16 protein-coding genes and 2 pseudogenes are annotated in these 20,676 nt (G+C 63.1%); 16 read left to right on the top strand and 2 right to left on the bottom strand.

Going from position 1 to position 20,676, the window contains the following annotated elements:
* The first annotated feature begins 38 nt into the window (after positions 1–38).
* From SCLO_RS07735 to SCLO_RS07720, 4 genes are all read left to right on the top strand, one after another.
* The gene (locus SCLO_RS07735; RefSeq protein WP_066516158.1) at positions 39–1,982 is read left to right on the top strand and encodes a PrkA family serine protein kinase; all 1,944 of its coding nucleotides are present in this window, start codon (positions 39–41) and stop codon (positions 1,980–1,982) included.
* Between the two features lie 19 nt (positions 1,983–2,001).
* Positions 2,002–3,312 carry a YeaH/YhbH family protein gene (locus tag SCLO_RS07730; protein ID WP_066516155.1) on the top strand — a complete coding sequence of 437 codons (1,311 nt, stop codon included), beginning with the start codon at positions 2,002–2,004 and terminating at the stop codon, positions 3,310–3,312.
* Positions 3,312–4,850, top strand: coding sequence for a SpoVR family protein (locus tag SCLO_RS07725; RefSeq protein WP_066516152.1), 1,539 nt, complete (start codon positions 3,312–3,314; stop codon positions 4,848–4,850). The genes SCLO_RS07730 and SCLO_RS07725 overlap by 1 nt, the downstream gene beginning before the upstream one ends.
* Before the next feature lie 178 nt (positions 4,851–5,028).
* Positions 5,029–5,232, top strand: a complete 204-nt coding sequence (locus tag SCLO_RS07720; RefSeq protein ID WP_066516312.1) for a hypothetical protein — start codon at positions 5,029–5,031, stop codon at positions 5,230–5,232.
* 37 nt (positions 5,233–5,269) lie between these two features.
* Here the strand turns inward: SCLO_RS07720 and SCLO_RS07715 are convergent, their stop codons facing one another.
* Together SCLO_RS07715 and SCLO_RS07710 are read right to left on the bottom strand one after the other, a co-directional pair.
* Entirely contained in the window at positions 5,270–5,953 is a 684-nt protein-coding gene (locus tag SCLO_RS07715; protein WP_066516149.1) for a CDP-alcohol phosphatidyltransferase family protein, read from the bottom strand.
* 535 nt (positions 5,954–6,488) lie between these two features.
* Entirely contained in the window at positions 6,489–7,310 is an 822-nt protein-coding gene (locus SCLO_RS07710; RefSeq protein ID WP_066516144.1) for a cupin-like domain-containing protein, read from the bottom strand.
* Positions 7,311–7,515: 205 nt separating this feature from the next.
* Here SCLO_RS07710 and SCLO_RS07705 point away from each other — a divergent pair, with 205 nt between their 5' ends.
* The 12 genes and pseudogenes from SCLO_RS07705 to pnp all read left to right on the top strand — a co-directional run bounded on the left by SCLO_RS07705 (position 7,516) and on the right by pnp (position 20,533).
* Complete coding sequence (locus SCLO_RS07705) at positions 7,516–8,082, top strand: TetR/AcrR family transcriptional regulator (RefSeq protein WP_066516310.1); 567 nt, start codon at positions 7,516–7,518, stop codon at positions 8,080–8,082.
* A 64-nt stretch (positions 8,083–8,146) separates the two neighbouring features.
* Positions 8,147–9,876: pseudogene (locus tag SCLO_RS07700) on the top strand (acyl-CoA dehydrogenase C-terminal domain-containing protein).
* Positions 9,877–10,015: 139 nt separating this feature from the next.
* The gene (rimP, locus tag SCLO_RS07695; RefSeq protein ID WP_066516308.1) at positions 10,016–10,540 is read left to right on the top strand and encodes a ribosome maturation protein RimP; all 525 of its coding nucleotides are present in this window, start codon (positions 10,016–10,018) and stop codon (positions 10,538–10,540) included.
* Between the two features lie 12 nt (positions 10,541–10,552).
* A pseudogene (nusA, locus tag SCLO_RS07690) lies at positions 10,553–12,123 on the top strand (transcription termination factor NusA).
* Positions 12,124–12,129: 6 nt separating this feature from the next.
* Entirely contained in the window at positions 12,130–12,366 is a 237-nt protein-coding gene (locus SCLO_RS07685; RefSeq protein WP_066516135.1) for a tautomerase family protein, read from the top strand.
* Between the two features lie 141 nt (positions 12,367–12,507).
* The gene (locus tag SCLO_RS07680) at positions 12,508–13,164 is read left to right on the top strand and encodes a DUF448 domain-containing protein (RefSeq protein ID WP_066516133.1); all 657 of its coding nucleotides are present in this window, start codon (positions 12,508–12,510) and stop codon (positions 13,162–13,164) included.
* 71 nt (positions 13,165–13,235) lie between these two features.
* Positions 13,236–15,806 (top strand): translation initiation factor IF-2, encoded by a 2,571-nt coding sequence (infB, locus tag SCLO_RS07675; protein ID WP_066516130.1) that lies wholly within the window; start codon positions 13,236–13,238, stop codon positions 15,804–15,806.
* Positions 15,807–15,870: 64 nt separating this feature from the next.
* Positions 15,871–16,266 carry a 30S ribosome-binding factor RbfA gene (gene rbfA, locus SCLO_RS07670; protein WP_066516127.1) on the top strand — a complete coding sequence of 132 codons (396 nt, stop codon included), beginning with the start codon at positions 15,871–15,873 and terminating at the stop codon, positions 16,264–16,266.
* 118 nt (positions 16,267–16,384) lie between these two features.
* Positions 16,385–16,762, top strand: a complete 378-nt coding sequence (locus SCLO_RS07665; RefSeq protein WP_066516124.1) for a DUF6491 family protein — start codon at positions 16,385–16,387, stop codon at positions 16,760–16,762.
* 90 nt (positions 16,763–16,852) lie between these two features.
* Positions 16,853–17,770 (top strand): tRNA pseudouridine(55) synthase TruB, encoded by a 918-nt coding sequence (gene truB / locus SCLO_RS07660; protein WP_066516122.1) that lies wholly within the window; start codon positions 16,853–16,855, stop codon positions 17,768–17,770.
* A gap of 17 nt (positions 17,771–17,787) precedes the next feature.
* Positions 17,788–18,057 carry a 30S ribosomal protein S15 gene (gene rpsO, locus SCLO_RS07655; RefSeq protein WP_066516115.1) on the top strand — a complete coding sequence of 90 codons (270 nt, stop codon included), beginning with the start codon at positions 17,788–17,790 and terminating at the stop codon, positions 18,055–18,057.
* 172 nt (positions 18,058–18,229) lie between these two features.
* Positions 18,230–20,533, top strand: coding sequence for a polyribonucleotide nucleotidyltransferase (gene pnp / locus SCLO_RS07650; RefSeq protein WP_066516113.1), 2,304 nt, complete (start codon positions 18,230–18,232; stop codon positions 20,531–20,533).
* Positions 20,534–20,676 lie beyond the last annotated feature (143 nt).

The following is a 20,676-nucleotide window of genomic DNA, read 5'->3' as shown; positions in this document are numbered from 1 at the left end:
CTCGCCGATGTGGCCACTACCGATGAGGGAGTCGACACATGGCGAATGGCGAACTGTTCTCCAGTTTCATGCGGGCCTATGACGACCGGCGTCAGGCCGAAATGTCGGTCGAGGATTATCTGCTCGGGTGCCGCAACGATCCGCTGATGCATGCGTCGGCGGCGGAGCGGCTGCTGGCGGCCATCGGTGAGCCCGAAGTGATCGACACATCGCGAGATTCCCGGCTGGGCCGCATCTTCATGAACCGGACGATCCGGCGTTATAAGAGCTTCGCCAACTTCTACGGCATGGAAGGGACGATTGAGCATATCGTCAGCTTCCTGCGCCACGCGTCGCAGGGACTGGAAGAGCGCAAGCAGATTCTTTACCTGCTGGGGCCGGTGGGCGGCGGCAAATCGTCGCTGGCCGAGCGGCTGAAATCGCTGATGGAGGTGCATCCCATCTATGCGTTGAAGGCCGGGGACGAAATCAGCCCGATCTTCGAAAGCCCGCTATCTTTGTTCGACGCGGAAACGCATGGCGACATGATCGAAGATAGCTATGGCATCCCGCGCCGCCGTTTGACCGGCCTTATCAGCCCATGGTGCCGTAAGCGGCTGGACGAGTTCGGCGGCGACCTCTCACGTTTCTCGGTGGTCAAACTGATGCCTTCGCGCATCCGACAGATCGCCATTTCCAAGACCGAGCCGGGGGACGAGAACAACCAGGACATCTCCTCGCTGGTGGGGAAGGTCGACATCCGCAAGCTGGAGATGCTGTCGCAGAACGATCCTGACGCCTACAGCTATTCCGGCGGTCTCAACCGGGCCAATCAGGGCATTCTTGAATTTGTCGAGATGTTCAAGGCGCCGATCAAGATGCTTCACCCGCTGCTGACCGCGACGCAGGAGGGCAATTATATCGGCACGGAGAATATCGGGGCGATCCCCTTTTCCGGCATCATCATGGCGCACAGCAATGAGTCGGAATGGGCGAATTTCAAGAATAACAAGAACAATGAAGCTTTCATCGATCGCATCTATGTCATCAAGGTTCCCTACAGCCTTCAGGCAACGGAGGAGCGGCAGGTCTATGAGAAGCTGCTACGCGATTCCGACCTGAATATAGCGCCTTGCGCGCCCGGCACGCTGGACATGCTGGCGCGCTTTTCCGTGCTGACACGGCTGCGCGAGCATGAGAACAGCAATCTCTATTCCAAGATGCGCGTCTATGACGGCGAGATGCTGCGGGAGATCGATCCGCGCGCGAAAAGCCTTCAGGAGTATCGCGACGCGGCGGGCGTGGACGAAGGTATGTCGGGCATCTCCACCCGCTTTGCGTTCAAGGCGCTGTCGGCGACCTTCAACCATGACACGATCGAGATCGCGGCCGACCCTGTGCACCTCATGTACGTGCTGGAAGGCATGGTGCGGCAGGAACAGTTCCCCGCCGAGACGGAAGCCCGCTATCTGGAGTTCATCAAGGGCGAACTGGCCCCCCGCTATGCCGAGTTCATCGGGAACGAGATCCAGAAAGCCTATCTCGAATCCTATGACGATTATGGGCAGAATCTGTTCGACCGTTACGTCGCCTATGCCGATGCCTGGATCGAGGATCTGGACTTCAAGGACCCTGACACGGGCCAGCTTCTGGACCGGGAGATCATCAACCAGGAATTGACCAAGACGGAGAAGCCCGCCGGGATCGCCAACCCCAAGGACTTCCGCAACGAGGTCGTGAAGTTCGCGCTGCGGATGCGGGCCGGGAACGACGGGCGGAACCCCCGATGGACATCCTATGAGAAAATCCGCGAGGTGATCGAGAAGAGGATGTTCAGCCAGGTGGAAGACCTGCTCCCCGTCATCAGCTTCGGGTCGAAGAAGGACGGCGACACCGCCGGCAAGCATGAGGAGTTCGTCTCCCGCATGATCGAGCGCGGCTATACCGAACGGCAGGTGAGACGGCTCGTCGAATGGTATATCCGCGTCAAGCAGGCGGGATGAGGGAGGTGCGCCGGGCGACATGCACATCGTCGACAGACGCCTGAACCCCGGCGGCAAAAGCCTGGTCAACCGGCAGCGCTTCCTGCGAAGGGCGAGGGCTTATGTGCAGAAGGCGGTGCGCGACAGCATCAAGGACCGCAGCATCCGCGATCTCGACAAGGAAGGCGAGATTTCCATCGGCCGCGACGCGATTTCCGAACCGACCTTTCACCGGGCCGCAAGGGGTGGCAATCGCGAGCGGGTGCTGCCGGGCAATCGCGACTATCTGGAAGGCGACCGGATCAAGCGTCCCGAAGGCGGCGAGGGCGCGGGTTCGCAGGCCGGGCAGGGCGAAGGGAATGACGATTTCCAGTTCGTGCTGAGCCGCGAGGAGTTCCTCGACCTGTTCCTCGACGATCTGGAATTGCCCGATCTCGCCAAGCGGCGGCTGATCGGCGGAGAGGTCGAGGGCATTCGCCGCGCCGGTTATTCCACCGCCGGGTCGCCGTCCAACCTGTCGGTGCCGCGCACCATGCAGAAGGCGATGGGGCGGCGCATGGCGCTGCGGCGGCCGAGCGGCGCGGACCTGCGCCGGATCGAGGAGGAGATCGCCGAGATCGAGGCTCGCGATCCGCGCCGGCCGGAGGATGCGGACCGGCTGGAGAAGTTGCGGGAGGAACACGCCCATATCGTCCGCCGTCGCAACCTCATCGCCTATATCGACCCGGTCGACCTGCGCTACCGCCGGTTCGAGGCGGTGCCGCGCCCTATCGCACAGGCGGTGATGTTCTGCCTGATGGACGTGTCCGGATCGATGAGCGAGCATATGAAGGACCTGGCGAAGCGGTTTTTCGCGCTGCTTCATTTGTTCCTTTCGCGTTGCTACGAGCATGTGGAGGTCGTGTTCATTCATCATACCGACCGGGCGGCGGAGGTGGATGAGCAGACCTTCTTCTATTCCACCGTCACCGGAGGCACGTTGGTGTCGAGCGCGCTCGACAAGCTGATCGAGGTGGCGGCGGAACGTTATCGCCCGGACAACTGGAATATCTATGTCGCTCAGGCGTCGGACGGCGACAATATGTCGCAGGACAATCCCCGCGTCGTCGCGTTGATGCAGGACCATATCCTGCCCATGGCCCAATATGTCGCCTATCTGGAAGTGGGGCGGGAGGAATTTCCCGATGCCACGACGATGCAGAGCATGACGACGCTCTGGGGCGCCTATGCTCCGGTGGCGGAGGCGCATCGCCATTTCGTTATGCGCAAGGTCGCGCACCGACGAGAAATCTATCCCGTCTTCCGCGAGCTTTTCCAGCGTCGGGGCGTGGGCGAAAGGGCGCGAAGCTGATGGACGCGTGCGCAGACATGCCCCTGTTCACCGGCAGCGACTGGGACTTCGCGCTCGTCAACCGCATTTACGAGGCGATAGAGCCGATCGCCGTCGATGAGATGAAGCTGAACGTCTACCCGAACCAGCTTGAGATCATCAGTTCCGAACAGATGCTGGACGCCTATTCGTCGGTCGGAATGCCGCTGTTCTACAAGCACTGGTCGTTCGGCAAGCAGTTCGTCACCAACGAGATGCTCTACCGCAAGGGGCTGCGCGGCCTCGCCTATGAGCTGGTCATCAATTCCAATCCCTGCATCAGCTACATCATGCAGGAAAACAGCGCGATGATGCAGACGCTGGTGATCGCTCATGCGGCGTTCGGGCATAATCATTTCTTCAAGAACAATTACCTCTTTCGCCAGTGGACGGACGCCGACGGCATCCTCGACTATCTGGAGTTCGCCAAGCGCTATATCGCCCAGTGCGAGGAACGGCATGGGCAGCTTGCGGTGGAGCGGGTGCTGGACGCGGCCCATGCGCTGATGAACCAGGGCGTGCACCGCTATCCCCGCGTGCGTCCCCGCGACCTGCGGCGCGAAGCGGAGCGGGAGGCGGAACGGCAGGCCTATCGCGAGAGCATCTATGACGACCTATGGCGCACGGTGCCGGTGGGGGCGAAGGCGGCGACGGCCGGGCGGGGCGAGCGGTTGGCGACGCTGGGCCTGCCGCAGGAGAATATCCTCTATTTCCTTGAAAAATCCGGCCCCCGGCTGGAGGCATGGCAGCGGGAGATATTGCGGATCGTCCGCCTGATCGCGCAATATTTCTATCCCCAGCGCCAGACAAAGGCGATGAACGAGGGGGCGGCGACCTATACCCATTACCGGATCATGACGACGCTGCACGAACGGGGGCAGATCACGGACGGCGCGTTTCTGGAATTCCTCCAGTCGCACACTGCCGTCGTCTATCAGCCGACTTATGATTCAGGGCATTTCGGCAGCTTCAATCCCTACGCGCTGGGCTTCGGCATCATGACCGATGTGGAGCGTATCTGCATGGAGCCGACGGATGAGGACCGTGAATGGTTCGGCGACATGGCCGGGTCGGGCGATCCGCTGGAGGTGTTGAAGGACATATGGGCGAACTATCGCGATGAGAGCTTCATTTCGCAGTTCTTGAGCCCGCGCATGATCCGGGAATGGCGGCTGTTCAAAGTCCTCGATCGGGAAAACGACTCGGAAATCCGGGTGGACGCCATTCATGACGAGCGTGGTTACCGGCGTATCCGGCGGGCATTGGCGCGGGAATATGACATAGGCCAGCAGGAGCCGGACATTCAGGTCGTGGATGTCGATCTGGCCGGGGATCGCACCTTGATGCTGGAGCATGGGGTGCTGAACGGCGTGCTGCTGGATGACGGCGATGCCGCCATGGTGCTGCAAAATCTTGCAAATCTATGGGGTTATGAGGTCGCTTTGAGCGAGGTGGACGCGGAGAGCCGGAAGGCGTTGAAGAGCCATCGCGCCCAGCCGCGCGGCGACTGGATGCGGTGAACGGGGCGGGAAAGGCCGTGAGGCGTCCTGTCGGCTTTTCAGATTCCGTTTTCAATCATGGCGCGAGAAGCGTAATTTCATGCCGGTTTTTCGCGGGCCGGACTTCGTCTGCACGCTGGAGGGGCGCAGGGCGTGGCAGGACAGGGCTGTGCCGGCAGGTCAAGCAGGAGGTCGGTTCATGACAGATGCCCTTACTCCGCAGGAATGCCTCGATCGGGCGAAGATGCATGAGCGATTGGCGTCCACGACGGCGGATGCTTCGGCGCGCGTGATGCATCAGGCCATGGCATCGGAATTTCGACGCCGCGCGCAGGCGGGTGCGTCCAGTCCGGCGCAGGCGTCCGGCGGGCCGGTGGTGGAGATGTTCCAGCCCGCTCAGTGACAGGCGCGGGAAGGGGCTTTCCCTTCCCGGTACGGCTTCACGTCCGGGAAGCGTCGACACGGGCGAGCCGTCGCCCCGTGACCAGCGTCTGACCGATGAACAGGACGATCAATATCGTCCCCACCGACCCCACGAACATGTCGAAGCCCGACCAGCGCCCGAAAAGGCCCGGCCCCGATCCCAGAACCATCATCATGATCGTCAAGCCAATCAGCATGATCCGCAGTTCCGTGGGCCCCGCGGAGAGATAGGAGAGCTTGAATTCCCCCAGCACGCGGGCCGACAGATAGGCGTGGATCGAAAGAAGGAAATAGCCCGCCAGAGCAATCATGGCGATGTCCATCGTCACGAAGGGGCTGAGGCCGATGCCTGTCAGGATCAGGAGCGTCGCCAGCCCATCGCAGCTATGGTCGATGAAATAGCCGTAGGAGGGCCGCTCGATATGCCGGTATCGCGCCAGGCTGCCATCCATGGAGTCGCCGAACCACTGCACGAAATAGCCACCGATGGCGAGCACCAGCCAGGACGATGCGAAGTTGCTTGCGACATATCCGGCAAAGATCAGAACGGCGCCCACCATGCCGGTCGCGGTCAGGCGATCGGGCGTGACCCATGGCGGCATGTGGCCGCACAGCCAGTTCAGCAGGCGTCGTTCATTGGCGGCCAGCCAGTTCTGCTGGATTCTCGAAAGCGATTTGGCGGTGGGCGGTTGGATTGTCATGATCCTTTACATGGATTGTTGCGAGGGATGCGGCAAGTCTCCGATGCCTTGACGTCCGCGGCGAACAGGGGGGCGTTTCAAACGAACAGGCAGCATGATCGATGCAAGGACCAGCTTGAAAAGAGGGGATATTCACCGCCGTCGTGCCTATTCCCATTTTGCGGGAGCACATAGGTCTCTCTGTCGGGATCATGCGGAACGGGAACCCGATGGGCGCGCCCTATCATCCCGCTGCCCGTCTGGACAGAGTTTTCCGATATTCCGTTATTCCGGCGCGGCCATGACGATCATACGGGCGTGCCAAGGCTATTCCCAGAAAAACGCCTCGATTGTCGCCCACAGGCTGAGGCAAAGGCCGATTAGCACGGCGATCTTTCGTCGCGCTCCCCGGATATGCACTTCGTCGGGGCCGAATTCATAGCCGCACTGGACGCACGCCCTGCTGGCGTCCGACGCGGGCGTTCCGCACAGGCGGCAATGTTCTCTTTCCGGGAGAGCATGGCCTTGGCTGGACTGGTCTGAGGATGCGGACATGCTATCGCACCGCTGGCCGTTGCAACCGCTCGAGAACGCGCTGTCCTATCGATTTCAGCCGGTTTCCCCCTGGATAGAGACGCGGCGCGGCGGGGCGAAGGCCGATGCGCCGGAGCCGGCGATTGAACTTGTGCGCGTCGATATGTTCGAAGCACCAATCGCTGCACCATGTGAGCGAGAGGGAGACGGATACGTCCTCATGCACCTTCACATGATGGGGGGCGAAAATCGGCACGAAAATGGATTCGCCCGGAACGATGCGGATCGGCATGCCGCGCGCGGCATGTTCGTCGCGCCACGGCAGATAGCGCTGTCCGCCGGTGAAATAGCTTTCGAAGAATCTCTGCCCGACGATTTCCGTATCGGCGGTGGGGAAGAGCGTCATGGTCTTGGCGCCCTTGATCTGGAACAGGATATTATATTCCGGGTCGAAATGCGGCTGGGTCACGGCCTGCGGACTGGAGATGAAGACGAAGGCGCGCAACTTGTGCATCGGTCCGGTGCGCTTTTCGACGATCGGCCGGACCTCGCCCAGCACCTCGCGCATCAGCGCCGCATAGACGGGGTCCTGCTCGATCTCGCGCAGCAACACCCATGATCCGCAGCTATCGATACGTTCGATCGTTTGCAGCGTGGTGAGCCCGTTAGGCTGGAGCGCGCCGGTCGGGGTCCCCAGGGGCACGTCGATGGCGGCATTATGTTCCAGCGTATCGGGTCGCATGCGCGCGGCGAGCTTCGCCAGAGCATCCAGCGTCAGCAGCGGGTGATCCGCGAACTGATGGGCGAACCGTGCGGGTTCATGGGGATATGCGCCCTCGAACATGTCCCTAGCCGTTTCGGGAATGACCCCATCCTGCATCGAAACCCCCTGTCCGCCCCTCATGGGCTGGAGTTTCTAGCGAACGGTCGTGAAAAGCAGGTAAACGAGGGCCGATCACCTCCGTGCTGTTTGCGGATCGCGATATTTCTCCTATGCCGCCTTCATGGAAAGACTGGTGCGGGGCGCGCATTTGAAGGACCGGAAGGGCATGCGGAATGCGGGGGGAAACCCCCGCGAGCGGCGACGCCAGATATTGGAGATCGCGGCGCAAATGTTCGCGCGCAAGGGCTACCGCGGCACATCCATGCGGGACATCGGCGAAAAGGCGGGCGTTCTGGGCGGTTCGCTCTACCATCATATCAAGTCGAAGGACGCCCTGTTCGTCGAACTTCATAACGGGGCGCTGGATGTCGCCGCCGACCGGATCGCGCAGGCGATCGCCGGCAAGCGGGAACCATGGGACCGGCTGGAGGCGGCGTGCGAGGCATTGCTGGAAATCCAGCTCGATCCCGATTCCCTGACGTTGCCCATGATGAACGATTTTCGCGAGGTGCCCGAACCCATAAGGCAGGAACTGATCGACCGCCGCGACCGTTTCGAAGACATGTTCCGCGCCATGGTGGACGAACTGCCGCTGCCCGCGTCCTTTGACCGTTCCCTTTACCGCAATCTGCTGCTTTCCCTGCTCAATGCGGCAGGCGACTGGTATCGGCCCGGCCGCCGGACGCCACGGGAGATAGGCCGTCAGATCGCGGCGATCTTTCGCCATGAATGAAGAGATTTGAAACTGTAACAACTGTTTGGTATATTCCTTCATTCCTGCCCGGAGAGGATGGCTTATGCAGACCTATGTTCCGCCCGTTGACGATTATCGTTTCCTCATGACGGAGGTGCTGGATTTCGACCGCGCCATGGCGGAGCTGGGCATGGAGGTGGACAGCGATCTTGCGGCCGCCGTGCTGGAAGAGGCGGGCCGGCTGTGCGCGGAACGGCTGCATCCGCTCAACCGTTCGGGCGATGAGGAGGGCAGCCGCCTGATCGACGGCGCGGTGAAGCTGCCGCAAGGTTTCGCCGATGCCTATCGGGAATTTCAGGAGGCGGGCTGGGCGTCGCTCTCGTCCTCGCCCGAATATGGCGGGCAGGGATTGCCCTTCATCCTCCAGCTATGGCTCGATGAGATGCTGTCCGCCACCAACCTGTCCTTCGGCCTCATCCCGGGCCTGACGCGCGGTGCTTGCGAGGCGATCAATGCCCATGCCAGCGATTCTTTGAAGGCGGCTTACCTGCCTCCCATGGTGCGCGGCGAGTGGACCGGGGCCATGGCGCTGACCGAAAGCGGGGCGGGCACGGACCTGGCGCTGCTCAAGACGAAGGCGGACCCGCGGGATGACGGCAGCCATGCCATTACGGGCACGAAGATTTTCATTTCCTCCGGCGATCACGACATGGGCGGCAATATCGTCCATCTGGTGCTGGCGCGCCTGCCCGATGCGCCGGAAGGGGTGAAAGGGATCAGCCTGTTCCTCGTCCCCAAATTCCTCCCCGATGCATCTGGACGCTTTACCGTCCGCAATGCCATGTCTGTGGGCGCGCTCGAAAAGAAGATGGGCATTCACGCCCAGCCCACATGCGTCATGAACTATGACGGTGCGACCGGCTGGCTCGTGGGCGAGCCGCACAAGGGCCTCGCCGCCATGTTCACCATGATGAACGCGGAAAGGCTGATGGTCGGCATCCAGGGGCTCGGCATAGCGGGCGGCGCATATCAGCAGGCGGCGGGCTATGCCCGCGAGAGGTTGCAGGGGCGCAGCGCCGATGGATCGCACGGGCCCGTGGCGATCATAGACCATGCCGACGTGCGGCGGATGCTCCTCAACGTGCGCGCCTTCGTGGAGGGGGGAGGGCGCTGGCCGGTTGGACCGCGCTGCAACTGGATCGCGCCCACCGTCACCCCGACGCAGCGGAGCGCGCCAGGGCGGACGCCCTCGTCGCGCTGCTCACCCCGGTCGTGAAGGCGGGCTTCACCGACTTCGGATTCGAAAGCGCGGTGCAGGCGCAGCAGGTGTTCGGCGGCCACGGCTACATTCGCGAATGGGGCATGGAGCAATATGTCCGCGATGCCCGTATCGCGCAAATCTACGAAGGCACCAATGGCGTGCAGGCGATGGATCTAGTGGGCCGCAAGCTGTCGCTCGCCGGGGGCGCCGTGGCCGAAGGTTTTTTCGATCTGGTCTCTTCCGATCTGGAAGGGCACGGCGCTCCGGTCGCGGATCGCACGCGGGAAGCCTTGCAGTTGCTGCGTGAGGCCACCGCCGCCTTGCGCGGAGCTGACACGGATGAACTGGGCGCGGCGGCGGTCGATTATCTGCGCCTGTTCGCGCTGGTGTCGATGGGCTGGATGTGGACGCGCATGGCCGCCGTCGCGAAGGACGACACGCCGCTCCATGCCGCCAAGCGCGCGGTCGCGGATTTCTTCGCCCGGCGCATGTTGCCGCAGGCCCAGGGGCTGGCAGCCAGCCTTTCGGCGGGAGCGCAACCGATGATGCGCTTGCCCGCCGACGCTTTCTGATCGTCCGAACGAAACTTGTTGCAGGCGCGTCGCGATATGCCTATATCGCGCTTGCTTCCTTGCATCGTCAAACATGTCGGGGTCGCGGGCCGGAACGCCCGCGGCGCGGAAGCCGCATATATTCGTTTCTGGAGATTTCATGGCGGACATCGCCGAACTGACTGCGCTGATCGAACCGGAGGTGAAGGCCCTCGGCTTCGACCTCGTGCGAATCAAGCTGTTCGGATCGGGCGATGAGCATACGCTCCAGATCATGGCCGAGCGCCCGGAGACGAAGCAGCTCGTCATCGAGGATTGCGCCGCTATTTCCCGCCGCCTGTCGGATGTGTTGGACGAAGCCGATCCGATCGAGGAAGCCTATCGGCTGGAAGTCAGTTCGCCGGGCATCGATCGGCCGCTGACGCGCCTCACCGATTTCCTCGAATGGAAGGGGCATGAAGCGAAGATCGCGACGAGCGAAACCGTCGCGGGGCGCAAGAGCTTCCGGGGCGTGCTTCAGGGGGTTGAAGGCGACGATATTCAATTCAGGGACGTGAAGACGGGGGAAGTCTCCATCCCCTTCGCGCTGGTGGGCGACGCGAAGCTGCTGCTGACCGACGCGCTCATTTCTGCTACCATGCCGCTCTCCTCCGATGGGGCGGACGAGTTCGAAACCGAAGAGTAAAGGTTCACGACCATGGCCAACGCCATTTCCGCCAACAAGGCCGAGTTGCTCGCGATTGCGAACAGCGTCGCCAGCGAGAAGATGATCGACAAGGCGATCGTCATCGAAGCGATGGAGGACGCGATCCAGCGCGCCGCCCGCGCCCGCTACGGCGCGGAGAACGATATCCGTGCGAAGCTGGACCCGGACACGGGCGATCTGCGCCTGTGGCGCGTCGTGGAAGTGGTCGAGGCGGTCGACGACTATTTCAAGCAGGTCGACCTGCGTCAGGCGCAGAAGCTGAAGAAGGACGCCGTGATCGGCGACTTCATCGTGGACCCGCTGCCCCCCATCGACCTTGGGCGCATCGACGCCCAGTCGGCCAAGCAGGTGATCTTCCAGAAGGTCCGCGACGCCGAGCGTGAACGCCAGTTCGAGGAATTCAAGGACCGCGTGGGTGAGATCATCACCGGCGTCGTCAAGTCCGTCGAATTCGGCCATGTCGTCGTCAATCTGGGCCGCGCCGAGGGCGTCGTCCGCCGCGACCAGCAGATCCCGCGCGAAGTGGTCCGCGTCGGCGACCGCATCCGTTCGGTGATCCTGAACGTGCGCCGCGAAAATCGCGGGCCGCAGATTTTCCTCAGCCGCGCGCATCCGGAGTTCATGAAGAAGCTCTTCGCGCAGGAAGTCCCCGAAATTTATGATGGCGTGATCGAAATCAAGGCCGCCGCCCGCGATCCGGGCAGCCGTGCAAAAATCGGCGTCATCAGCCGCGATTCGAGCATCGATCCCGTCGGCGCCTGCGTCGGTATGAAGGGCAGCCGCGTGCAGGCCGTCGTGCAGGAAATGCAAGGCGAGAAGATCGACATCATTCCCTGGAGCGAAGACACCGCGACCTTCGTCGTCAACGCGCTCCAGCCCGCGCAGGTCGCCCGCGTCGTCATCGACGAGGAGGAAGAGCGCATCGAAGTCGTCGTCCCCGACGATCAGTTGTCGCTCGCCATCGGCCGTCGCGGCCAGAATGTCCGCCTTGCCAGCCAGCTGACCGGCAAGGCCATCGACATCATGACCGAAGCCGACGCCAGCGAGAAGCGCCAGAAGGAATTCGTCGCCCGCTCCGAAATGTTCCAGAACGAACTGGACGTGGACGAGACGCTCTCGCAGCTTCTGGTGGCCGAAGGTTTTGGCGAGCTGGAGGAAGTGGCCTATGTCGGCATCGACGAACTGGCCGCCATCGAAGGTTTCGACGAAGAACTGGCGCAGGAGCTTCAGAGCCGCGCGCAGGAAGCGTTGGAACGCCGTGAAGCCGCCGCTCGCGAGGAGCGCCGCGCGCTGGGCGTCGAGGACGCGCTGGCTGACATGCCGCACCTCAGCGAAGCCATGCTGGTGACGCTGGGCAAGGCGGGCATCAAGACGCTGGACGATCTAGCGGACCTTGCGACGGACGAACTGATCGCGAAGAAGCGCGTCGACCAGCGCCGCCGCCGCAATGACGCGCCGGAGGATAAGGGCGGCATCCTGGCCGAATATGGCTTGACCGAAGAGCAGGGCAATGAAGTCATCATGGCCGCCCGCGCCATTGGTTCGAGGGTGAGGAAGCATAAGCGCCCATGCCCTTCGTCGACATCCGTCTGGCGGGAAACGCCACCCGTGAACAGAAAGCCGCGATCGTGGCCGACGTGACCCGGTCGCTCGTGGAGCGGCTGGGCAAGCCGCCCGCGGCTGTTCAGGTGGTGATTTCCGAAGTGTCGACGGAAAATTATGGCGCTGGCGGCCAATTGGTTGCCGACCGCGCGCCTGTGCCGAAAATGGGGGAGGACGCGAATGCTGCGGTCACTTCCCGATGAGAGGCTGAAGGCCGACATCGCCGTTCGGGACATGCTCTCCTGCGAAGGCAGGAGCCCAGTTCCAAGCGCGCGCGCGCCCTCAACGGCTGAACCGGGTTCCTGCTTCCGCAGGAATACGGATGGTTTCGGGGAGGGCGCCGCGTGACCGAACGCAAATGCATATTGTCCGGCGACCGCGCCGACCCGGAAACGCTGGTCCGGCTGGCGCTTGGCCCTAATGGCGAAGTGCTGCCCGACATCCGCGCGAAAGCGGCGGGGCGCGGCGCGTGGATCGGCGTCCCGCGCGCAGAACTGGAAACGGCGCTGGCGAAGGGCAAGCTCAAAGGGGCGCTCGCCCGTGCGTTCAAGACCGGTGAATTGCAGATACCGGACACGCTGCCGGACCTCATCGAAACGGGGCTTCGCAAGGTGCTGCTCGACCGTCTGGGGTTGGAGGCACGGGCTTCGATGCTGCTCACCGGATCGGAAAAGATCGACGTCGCGGCCCGTCAGGGCAAGGTGTCGCTGCTGCTCCACGCCTCCGATGCGGCGGCGGACGGCAACCGGAAACTGGATCAGGCGCTGCGCGTTGGGCAGGAAGCGGAAGGCACGGATTTAGCGGGCATCGTCTTGCCTGTGGACCGGGGCGCCCTATCTATGGCAATGGGGCGGGACAATGTCGTCCATATCGCGGTGACCGACTCGCGAGCCGCGTCGCGTTTGCGTGCGGCTCTAGGCCGCTTGGAAAGCTATCTGGGTTGCGCTACCGGAGCGCCGGTGCATGGGGAGCAGGACTCCGCCGATGCGCCGGGCGCTTGACGGCAGCAGGTGAATCAGGCGCCGACGGGCCTTGCCGGTCGGATTGGAAGTGAAGGGTACAGTTCAGTCGTATGAGTGACAGCAAGGAAGACAAGCCGGTTCTGGGCCGCAAGCCGCTGGGGATCAAGCGCACGGTCGAGTCCGGTCAGGTGCAGCAGCAGTTCAGCCATGGCCGCAAGAATACGGTGGTGGTTGAGGTGAAGCGGCGCCGCGTCCTGGGCAAGCCGGGCGAAAGCGCCGGCGCGGCCCCGGCTGCGCCCCAGCCTGATCCGACGCCCGCGCCCAGCGCCCCGCCGCAGCCGGAGGCTCGCGCGCCGCAACCCGCTGCCCCGGCCCGTCAGGCTCCGCCGCAAAATCTGATGTCGCGTCAGGAATTGCAGGCCAAGCTGCTGCGCGAGGCGGAAGAAGCCCGCATGACCGCGCTGGAAGACGCGCGCCGCCGCGAGGATGCGCAGCGTCAGGCGGCGAGCGAGGAAGAACGCCGCCGCGCGGAAGAGAACCGCGTCGCCGCCGAAACCGCCGAGGCCGAAGTCGCTCGACGCGCAGAAGAAGCGAATGTCGCAGAGGAAACGCCGCAAACCGCCGCGCCGGAAGCGGCTCCTGCAGTTGAGGAAGCCGCCGCTCCGGAACAGGTGAGCGAACGCCCGGCTTCGGCCGCGCCGCCGCCGCGCCGCTTCACGCCGGTCACGCCGGCCAAGCGCCCCGAACCGGCCAAGCCCGACCGCGCCAAGCGTGGCGATGACAATCGCCGCCAGTCTGGCAAGCTGACCGTCACCCGCGCTCTTGCCGACGATGACAGCGCCCGCGCCCGTTCGCTCGCCGCCTTGAAGCGCGCCCGTGAAAAGGAACGCCGCGCCCATTATTCGGGCGGCAGCCAGCCGCGCGAGAAGCAGGTTCGCGACGTCGTGGTGCCCGAAAGCATCACGGTGCAGGAACTCGCCAACCGCATGGCCGAAAAGGGCGCCGATCTGGTGAAGGCCCTGTTCAAGATGGGCACTGCCGTCACGCTCAACCAGCCGATCGATCAGGATACGGCGGAACTGCTGGTCGAGGAATTCGGCCACCGCATCCAGCGCGTGTCCGAAGCCGACGTCGAAATCGGCATGGAAGGGGAGGTGGATGCGCCCGAAACGCTCCAGCCCCGTCCTCCGGTCGTCACGATCATGGGCCATGTCGACCATGGCAAGACCAGCCTGCTGGACGCTCTGCGCGGCACCGATGTGGTGGCGGGCGAAAGCGGCGGCATCACCCAGCATATCGGCGCCTATCAGGTGAAGACCAAGGGCGGCGATACCATCACCTTCCTCGACACGCCGGGTCACGAGGCTTTTTCGGAGATGCGCGCGCGCGGCGCGAACGTCACCGACATCGTCATCCTGGTGGTGGCGGCGGATGACGGCCTGATGCCGCAGACCATCGAGGCGATCAACCACACCAAGGCGGCAGGCGTTCCGATGATCGTCGCCATCAACAAGGTCGACAAGCCCGAAGCCAATCCCCAGCGCGTGCGCGAGCGCCTGCTGGAGCATGAGGTGATCGTCGAGGAAATGGGCGGTGAAACCCAAGATGTCGAAGTGTCGGCGCTCAAGAAGCAGGGGCTCGACACGCTGATCGAGAAAATCCTGTTGCAGGCCGAACTGATGGAACTGACGGCCAATCCGGATCGCAGCGCCGAAGGCAATGTGATCGAGGCGCAACTCGACAAGGGACGCGGTGCGGTGGCGACCGTTCTGGTCCGTCGCGGCACGCTCAAGGTCGGCGATACCTTCGTCATTGGTGCGGAAAGCGGCAAGGTCCGCGCGCTCATCAACGATAAGGGGCAGAATGTGAAGGTCGCCGGACCGTCGACCCCGGTCGAGGTGCTGGGCCTGTCGGGCGTTCCGCTGGCTGGCGATCAGTTGACGGTCGTGGAAAATGAAGCCCGCGCCCGCGAAGTCGCCGCCTATCGTCAGGAGCAGGCGACGCGCAAGCGCACGACAGCGGCCCCGACCAGCTTCGAACATATGTTCTCCGCACTCAATACCACCGTCATCGAATATCCGGTGGTGGTGAAGGGCGATGTGCAGGGGTCTGTCGAAGCGATCGTCACGTCGCTCAACCGCATCTCGACCGATGAGATCAAGGTCCGCATCCTGCATTCGGGCGTGGGCGCGATCACGGAAAGCGATGTCACGCTGGCCGCCGCCAGCCGCGCGCCGCTGATCGGCTTCAACGTGCGTCCCAATGCGAAGGCGCGCCAGCTTGCCGAGCGCGAGAAGGTATCGCTGCGCTATTATGACGTGATCTACGACCTCTTGGAGGAAGTGCGCGGCGAAATGGCCGGGCAGCTTGCGCCGGAACGGATCGAAACCATCGTCGGCCGCGCCGAGGTGCTTCAGGTGTTCCCCGCGGGCAAGAAGGACAAGGCGGCGGGTCTGCTCGTGCTCGACGGCATCATCCGCAAGGGGCTGTCCGCGCGCCTTACCCGCGACGATGTCATCGTGTCGCGCACCCACATCGCCTCGCTGCGCCGCTTCAAGGACGATGTGTCCGAAGTCCGCGCAGGCATGGAATGCGGCGCGGTGTTGCAAGACACGAACGACATCAAGCCCGGCGACACGCTGGAACTGTTCGAGGTCGAGGAACGCGCGCGCACGCTGTAAGGACATGGCGCCATTCCGGCCGATGCCGGGGTGGCGCGTCCTTATGGGGTGACGAGGATAAGCTATGGCTCAACAACCCGAAGGCCCCTCCGTCCGCCTGCTCCGCGTGGGCGAGCAGGTGCGCCATGTCCTGTCCGAAATCCTGACGCGCGGCGACGTGCATGACGATGTGCTGGCCAGCCATGTGGTCAGCGTCACCGAAGTGCGCATGTCCCCGGATTTGCGCCACGCCACCGTGTTCGTGAAATCCCTGCTGGGGCAGGATGAAGAGGCGGTGCTGAAGGCGCTGCGGACCAACACGGCCTATCTCCAGCGGGAAGTCGCGCATCGGATACGCCTGAAATATGCGGCGAAGCTCAAATTCCTCGCGGACGAGAGCTTCGACGAAGGCAGCCATATCGACCGCCTGCTGCGCGATCCCAAGGTCGTGCGCGATCTCGAAAAGCCCGAGGACGATTGAGGCTTCATCAGCCGGCTCCGGGGAATTTGTACCAAAATGTCGCGATCCGTTGAATGCGGCGCGGCGCGGCTTACCTTTCTTTCAACAGGGGCTCTGAAAGAAGATTGGAGCCGGAAAAATGAGGAACATCGCTTATTGGGGCCGCACGGCGATTGCGGCCGCCGCTCTGGCGCTCGCGGGAACGGCGGCGGCAGCGGAAACGCATCGCCCGCTCGGCATCGAAGCCAATATCCCCTTCGTCAATCATGGCGGTGTGCGCGATTGGCGCGCCGATGGCAATGAGGGATTGTATATCCAGGATCAGCATCGCAACTGGTATCATGCCAGCCTGATGGGAGCCTGCATGGACCTGCCCTATGCGCAGGCCGTGGGGTTCAGGACATGGGGCGGGGATAGCCTCGACCGCTTCTCCACGATCCAGGTCGGCGGCCAGCGGTGTCAGATACAAAGCCTGGTCACCAGCGCCCCGCCGCCCGTCAAGGCGCATAAGGGCTGACAGCGGCATCCGCGCAAATCTTTTCCGCCGCCGCGATTTCCGAACCGGCGGAGGTTCCCCCCGCCTTGAAATCGCTCTAGAGGCGCGCGGATGCACGGCTGGATCATCCTCGACAAACCCCATGGCCTCGGCTCGACACAGGCGGTAAGCGCGGTCAAGCGCATTCTGCGTCAAAGCGGGGCGGGCAAGGTCAAGGTCGGTCATGGCGGCACGCTCGATCCTCTGGCGATGGGCGTGCTGCCCATTGCCATCGGCGAAGCCACCAAATTGGCGGGGCAGATGCTCGACAGCGACAAGATCTATGACTTCGCGTTGACGTTCGGGGCGCAGACGGACACGCTCGATCTGGAAGGACGGGTGATCGCCACCAGCGATCATCGTCCGACACGGATGGAGGTGGAGGCGATGCTACCGCGCTTTACCGGCCCCATCGAACAGGCGCCGCCCGCATATTCCGCGATCCTGATCGACGGCCAGCGCGCCTATGATCTCGCTCGCGCGGGACAGGATGTGGAGATAAAGAGGCGCGCGGTAACGGTGCATTCGCTCATTGTCACTGCCAGCGAGGCGGAAGGAGAAGGGCTCGCCCGCGCCACGTTCACCGCCCATGTCACCAAGGGCACCTATATCCGCTCCCTTGCCCGCGACATCGCTCTGGCACTGGGGACGGTGGGGCATGTCGCCATGCTGCGCCGGGTGAAGGCGGGGCCGTTCACGCTCGACAAGGCTATTTCGCTGGACAAATTGGAGGAAGCTGCTAAGGGCGGCCGCATCGCGCAGCTTATGCTGCCGTTGACGGCGGGGCTGGACGACATCCCGGCTCTCGCAGTCTCTCCCGATGAAGCATTGGCTCTCCGACAGGGGAAGGTGCTCGTGGGGAAACCGCATACCGGTCTTTTGGCCGGCCTCATGCTGGCGATGGAGGGCGATACGCCCGTCGCGCTGGTGGAGGCCAGTGGTTCGGAAATCCGGCCAGAGGTCAGAGTGGTGCGCGGCTTTAATCTCTAATCGAAGAAAGGAAGCCGATGTCGATCACTGCCGAGCGCAAGGAAGCGCTTATCAAGGAATATGCCCGCGCCGAAGGCGATACGGGTTCGCCCGAAGTCCAGGTCGCGATCCTCTCCGAGCGTATCGCCAACCTGACCGAGCACTTCAAGGGTCATCATAAGGATAACCACAGCCGTCGCGGCCTGCTGATGCTGGTCAACAAGCGCCGTTCGCTGCTGGACTATCTGAAGAAGAAGGATGAGGGGCGCTATACCGACCTCATCTCACGGCTGGGCCTGCGCAAGTAAGCCTGCTATAGAAGGGACGGCCCCCCAGCGGGGCCGTTTCCGATTCCGGGGGCGTCGCAATTCGGCGATGCATCCGTCAGGGGCCAACAGATGCTCCAAAACCGCCGCGGACCGGCTTGTCCGCATATGAGGCCCCGCCGGGCAATAGGGCCGGGTGGGCGAAGGAAAACACATGTTTGATGTCAAGAAAGTATCGATCGAGCTGGCAGGCAAGACCCTGACTCTCGAAACGGGCCGTATCGCCCGTCAGGCCGACGCCGCCGTGCTGGCCACCTATGGCGAAACCGTGGTGCTGTGCGCCGTGACCGCCGCCAAGTCCGTGAAGGACGGGCAGGACTTCTTCCCGCTCACCGTCCATTACCAGGAAAAATATTCCGCCGCCGGTCGTATTCCGGGCGGCTTCTTCAAGCGCGAGCGTGGCGCGACCGAAAAGGAAACGCTGGTTTCCCGCCTGATCGACCGCCCGATCCGTCCGCTCTTCCCCGAAGGTTTCTATAACGAAATCAACGTTATCGCGCAGGTTCTTTCCTTCGATGGCGAAAGCGAGCCGGATATCGTGGCGATGATCGCCGCTTCGGCTGCGCTGACTCTGTCGGGCGTGCCCTTCATGGGGCCGATCGGCGCGGCGCGCGTCGGCTACAAGGATGGCGAATATCAGCTCAATCCCTCGCTCGATGAAGTGAAGGAAGGCGATCTCGATCTGGTCGTCGCCGCTACGCAGAATGCGGTGATGATGGTGGAATCGGAGGCCAAGGAGCTTTCGGAAGACGTGATGCTCGGCGCCGTGCTGTTCGCGCATGAAGCGAGCAAGAAGGTCGTCGACGCGATCATCCAGCTTGCGGAAAAGGCTGCCAAGGAGCCTTGGGAAATGGCCGCGCAGGACGATCTGGGCGACCTCAAGGCGAAGCTCAAGAAGCTGATCGGCAAGGACATCGCCGCCGCCTACAAGCTGACCGACAAGTCGGCCCGCTCCAATGCCCTCAACGAAGCGCGGGCCAAGGCGAAGGAGATGTTCGTCGCCGACGGTCTCGACCCACAGATGGTGATGGCAGGCATCAAGCTTACGAAGAAGTTGGAAGCCGAAATCGTCCGCACCGCCATCCTGAAGGACGGGCAGCGCATCGACGGTCGCACCACCACGCAAATCCGCCCGATCGAGGCGATGGTGGGCTTCCTGCCGCGCACTCACGGTTCGGCGCTGTTCACTCGTGGCGAAACGCAGGCGATCTGCACCACGACGCTCGGCACCAAGGATGCCGAGCAGATGATCGACGGCCTGGGCGGCGTTCATTATGAAAGCTTCATGCTGCATTATAACTTCCCGCCCTATTCGGTCGGTGAAGTCGGCCGCTTCGGCGCGCCGGGCCGCCGCGAAGTCGGCCATGGCAAGCTGGCATGGCGCGCGCTGCACCCCGTGCTGCCCGGCAAGGATGAATTCCCCTACACCATCCGCGTTCTGTCCGACATCACCGAGTCCAACGGCTCGTCCTCGATGGCGACGGTCTGCGGCGGTTCGCTGTCGATGATGGACGCGGGCGTCCCGCTGAAGCGTCCGGTGTCGGGCATCGCCATGGGCCTGATCCTGGAAGGCAAGGACTTCGCCGTCATCAGCGACATCCTGGGCGACGAAGATCATCTGGGCGACATGGACTTCAAGGTGGCGGGCACGGAAAGCGGCATCACCACCATGCAGATGGACATCAAGGTCGCCGGCATCACGCAGGAGATTTTCGAAGTCGCGCTGCGTCAGGCCAAGGAAGGCCGCGCCCACATTCTGGGCGAGATGAACAAGGCCCTGTCCTCGACCCGCACCGAATTGTCCGCCCATGCCCCGCGCATCGAGACGATCCAGATCGACAAGTCGAAGATTCGCGACGTCATCGGCACCGGCGGCAAGGTCATCCGCGAGATCGTCGCGGAAACCGGCGCGAAGGTCGACATCGACGACGAAGGCATCATCAAGATTTCCTCGTCCGACCTCGACCAGATCGAAGCGGCGAAGAAGTGGATTCTCGGCATCGTCGAGGAAGCGGAAGTCGGCAAGATCTACACCGGCAAGGTCGTCAACATCGTCGATTTCGGTGCGTTCGTGAACTTCATGGGCGGCAAGGACGGCCTCGTCCACGTCTCCGAAATGAAGAATGAGCGCGTCGAAAAGCCGACCGACGTCTTGTCGGAAGGCCAGGAAGTGAAGGTCAAGGTCCTCGAAATCGATCCGCGCGGCAAGGTTCGCCTTTCGATGCGCGTCGTCGATCAGGAAACCGGCGAGGAACTGGAAGACACCCGTCCTCCGCGCGAACCCCGCGAGCCGCGCAGTGATCGTGGTGAGCGCGGCGACCGCAACCGGCGCGACCGTGGCGGACGCGGCGGCGGCGATCGTGGTGATCGCGGCCCCCGTCGTGATCGCGGTCCCCGCGAGGACAAGGGCGATGACGGTTCCAATGCGGGCCTGCCGGATTTCCTGACGCAGGATTGATCGCGTCCATCATTGCCGTGAGGCAAAATCAGGGCGTCCGGAGCGATCCGGGCGCCCTTTTCGTTGAAATGAAAAATGGACTAATCTCGATCAATGCATCCGGGGAAGGTTATGCTAATGTAACAAAGGGCTATTCGAGGATT

This window comes from Sphingobium cloacae, from assembly GCF_002355855.1.
In the GTDB taxonomy this organism is placed as follows: domain Bacteria; phylum Pseudomonadota; class Alphaproteobacteria; order Sphingomonadales; family Sphingomonadaceae; genus Sphingobium; species Sphingobium cloacae.
Note: the sequence above shows the minus strand (reverse complement) of the source record. Positions and strands in the feature narration are given on the sequence as shown.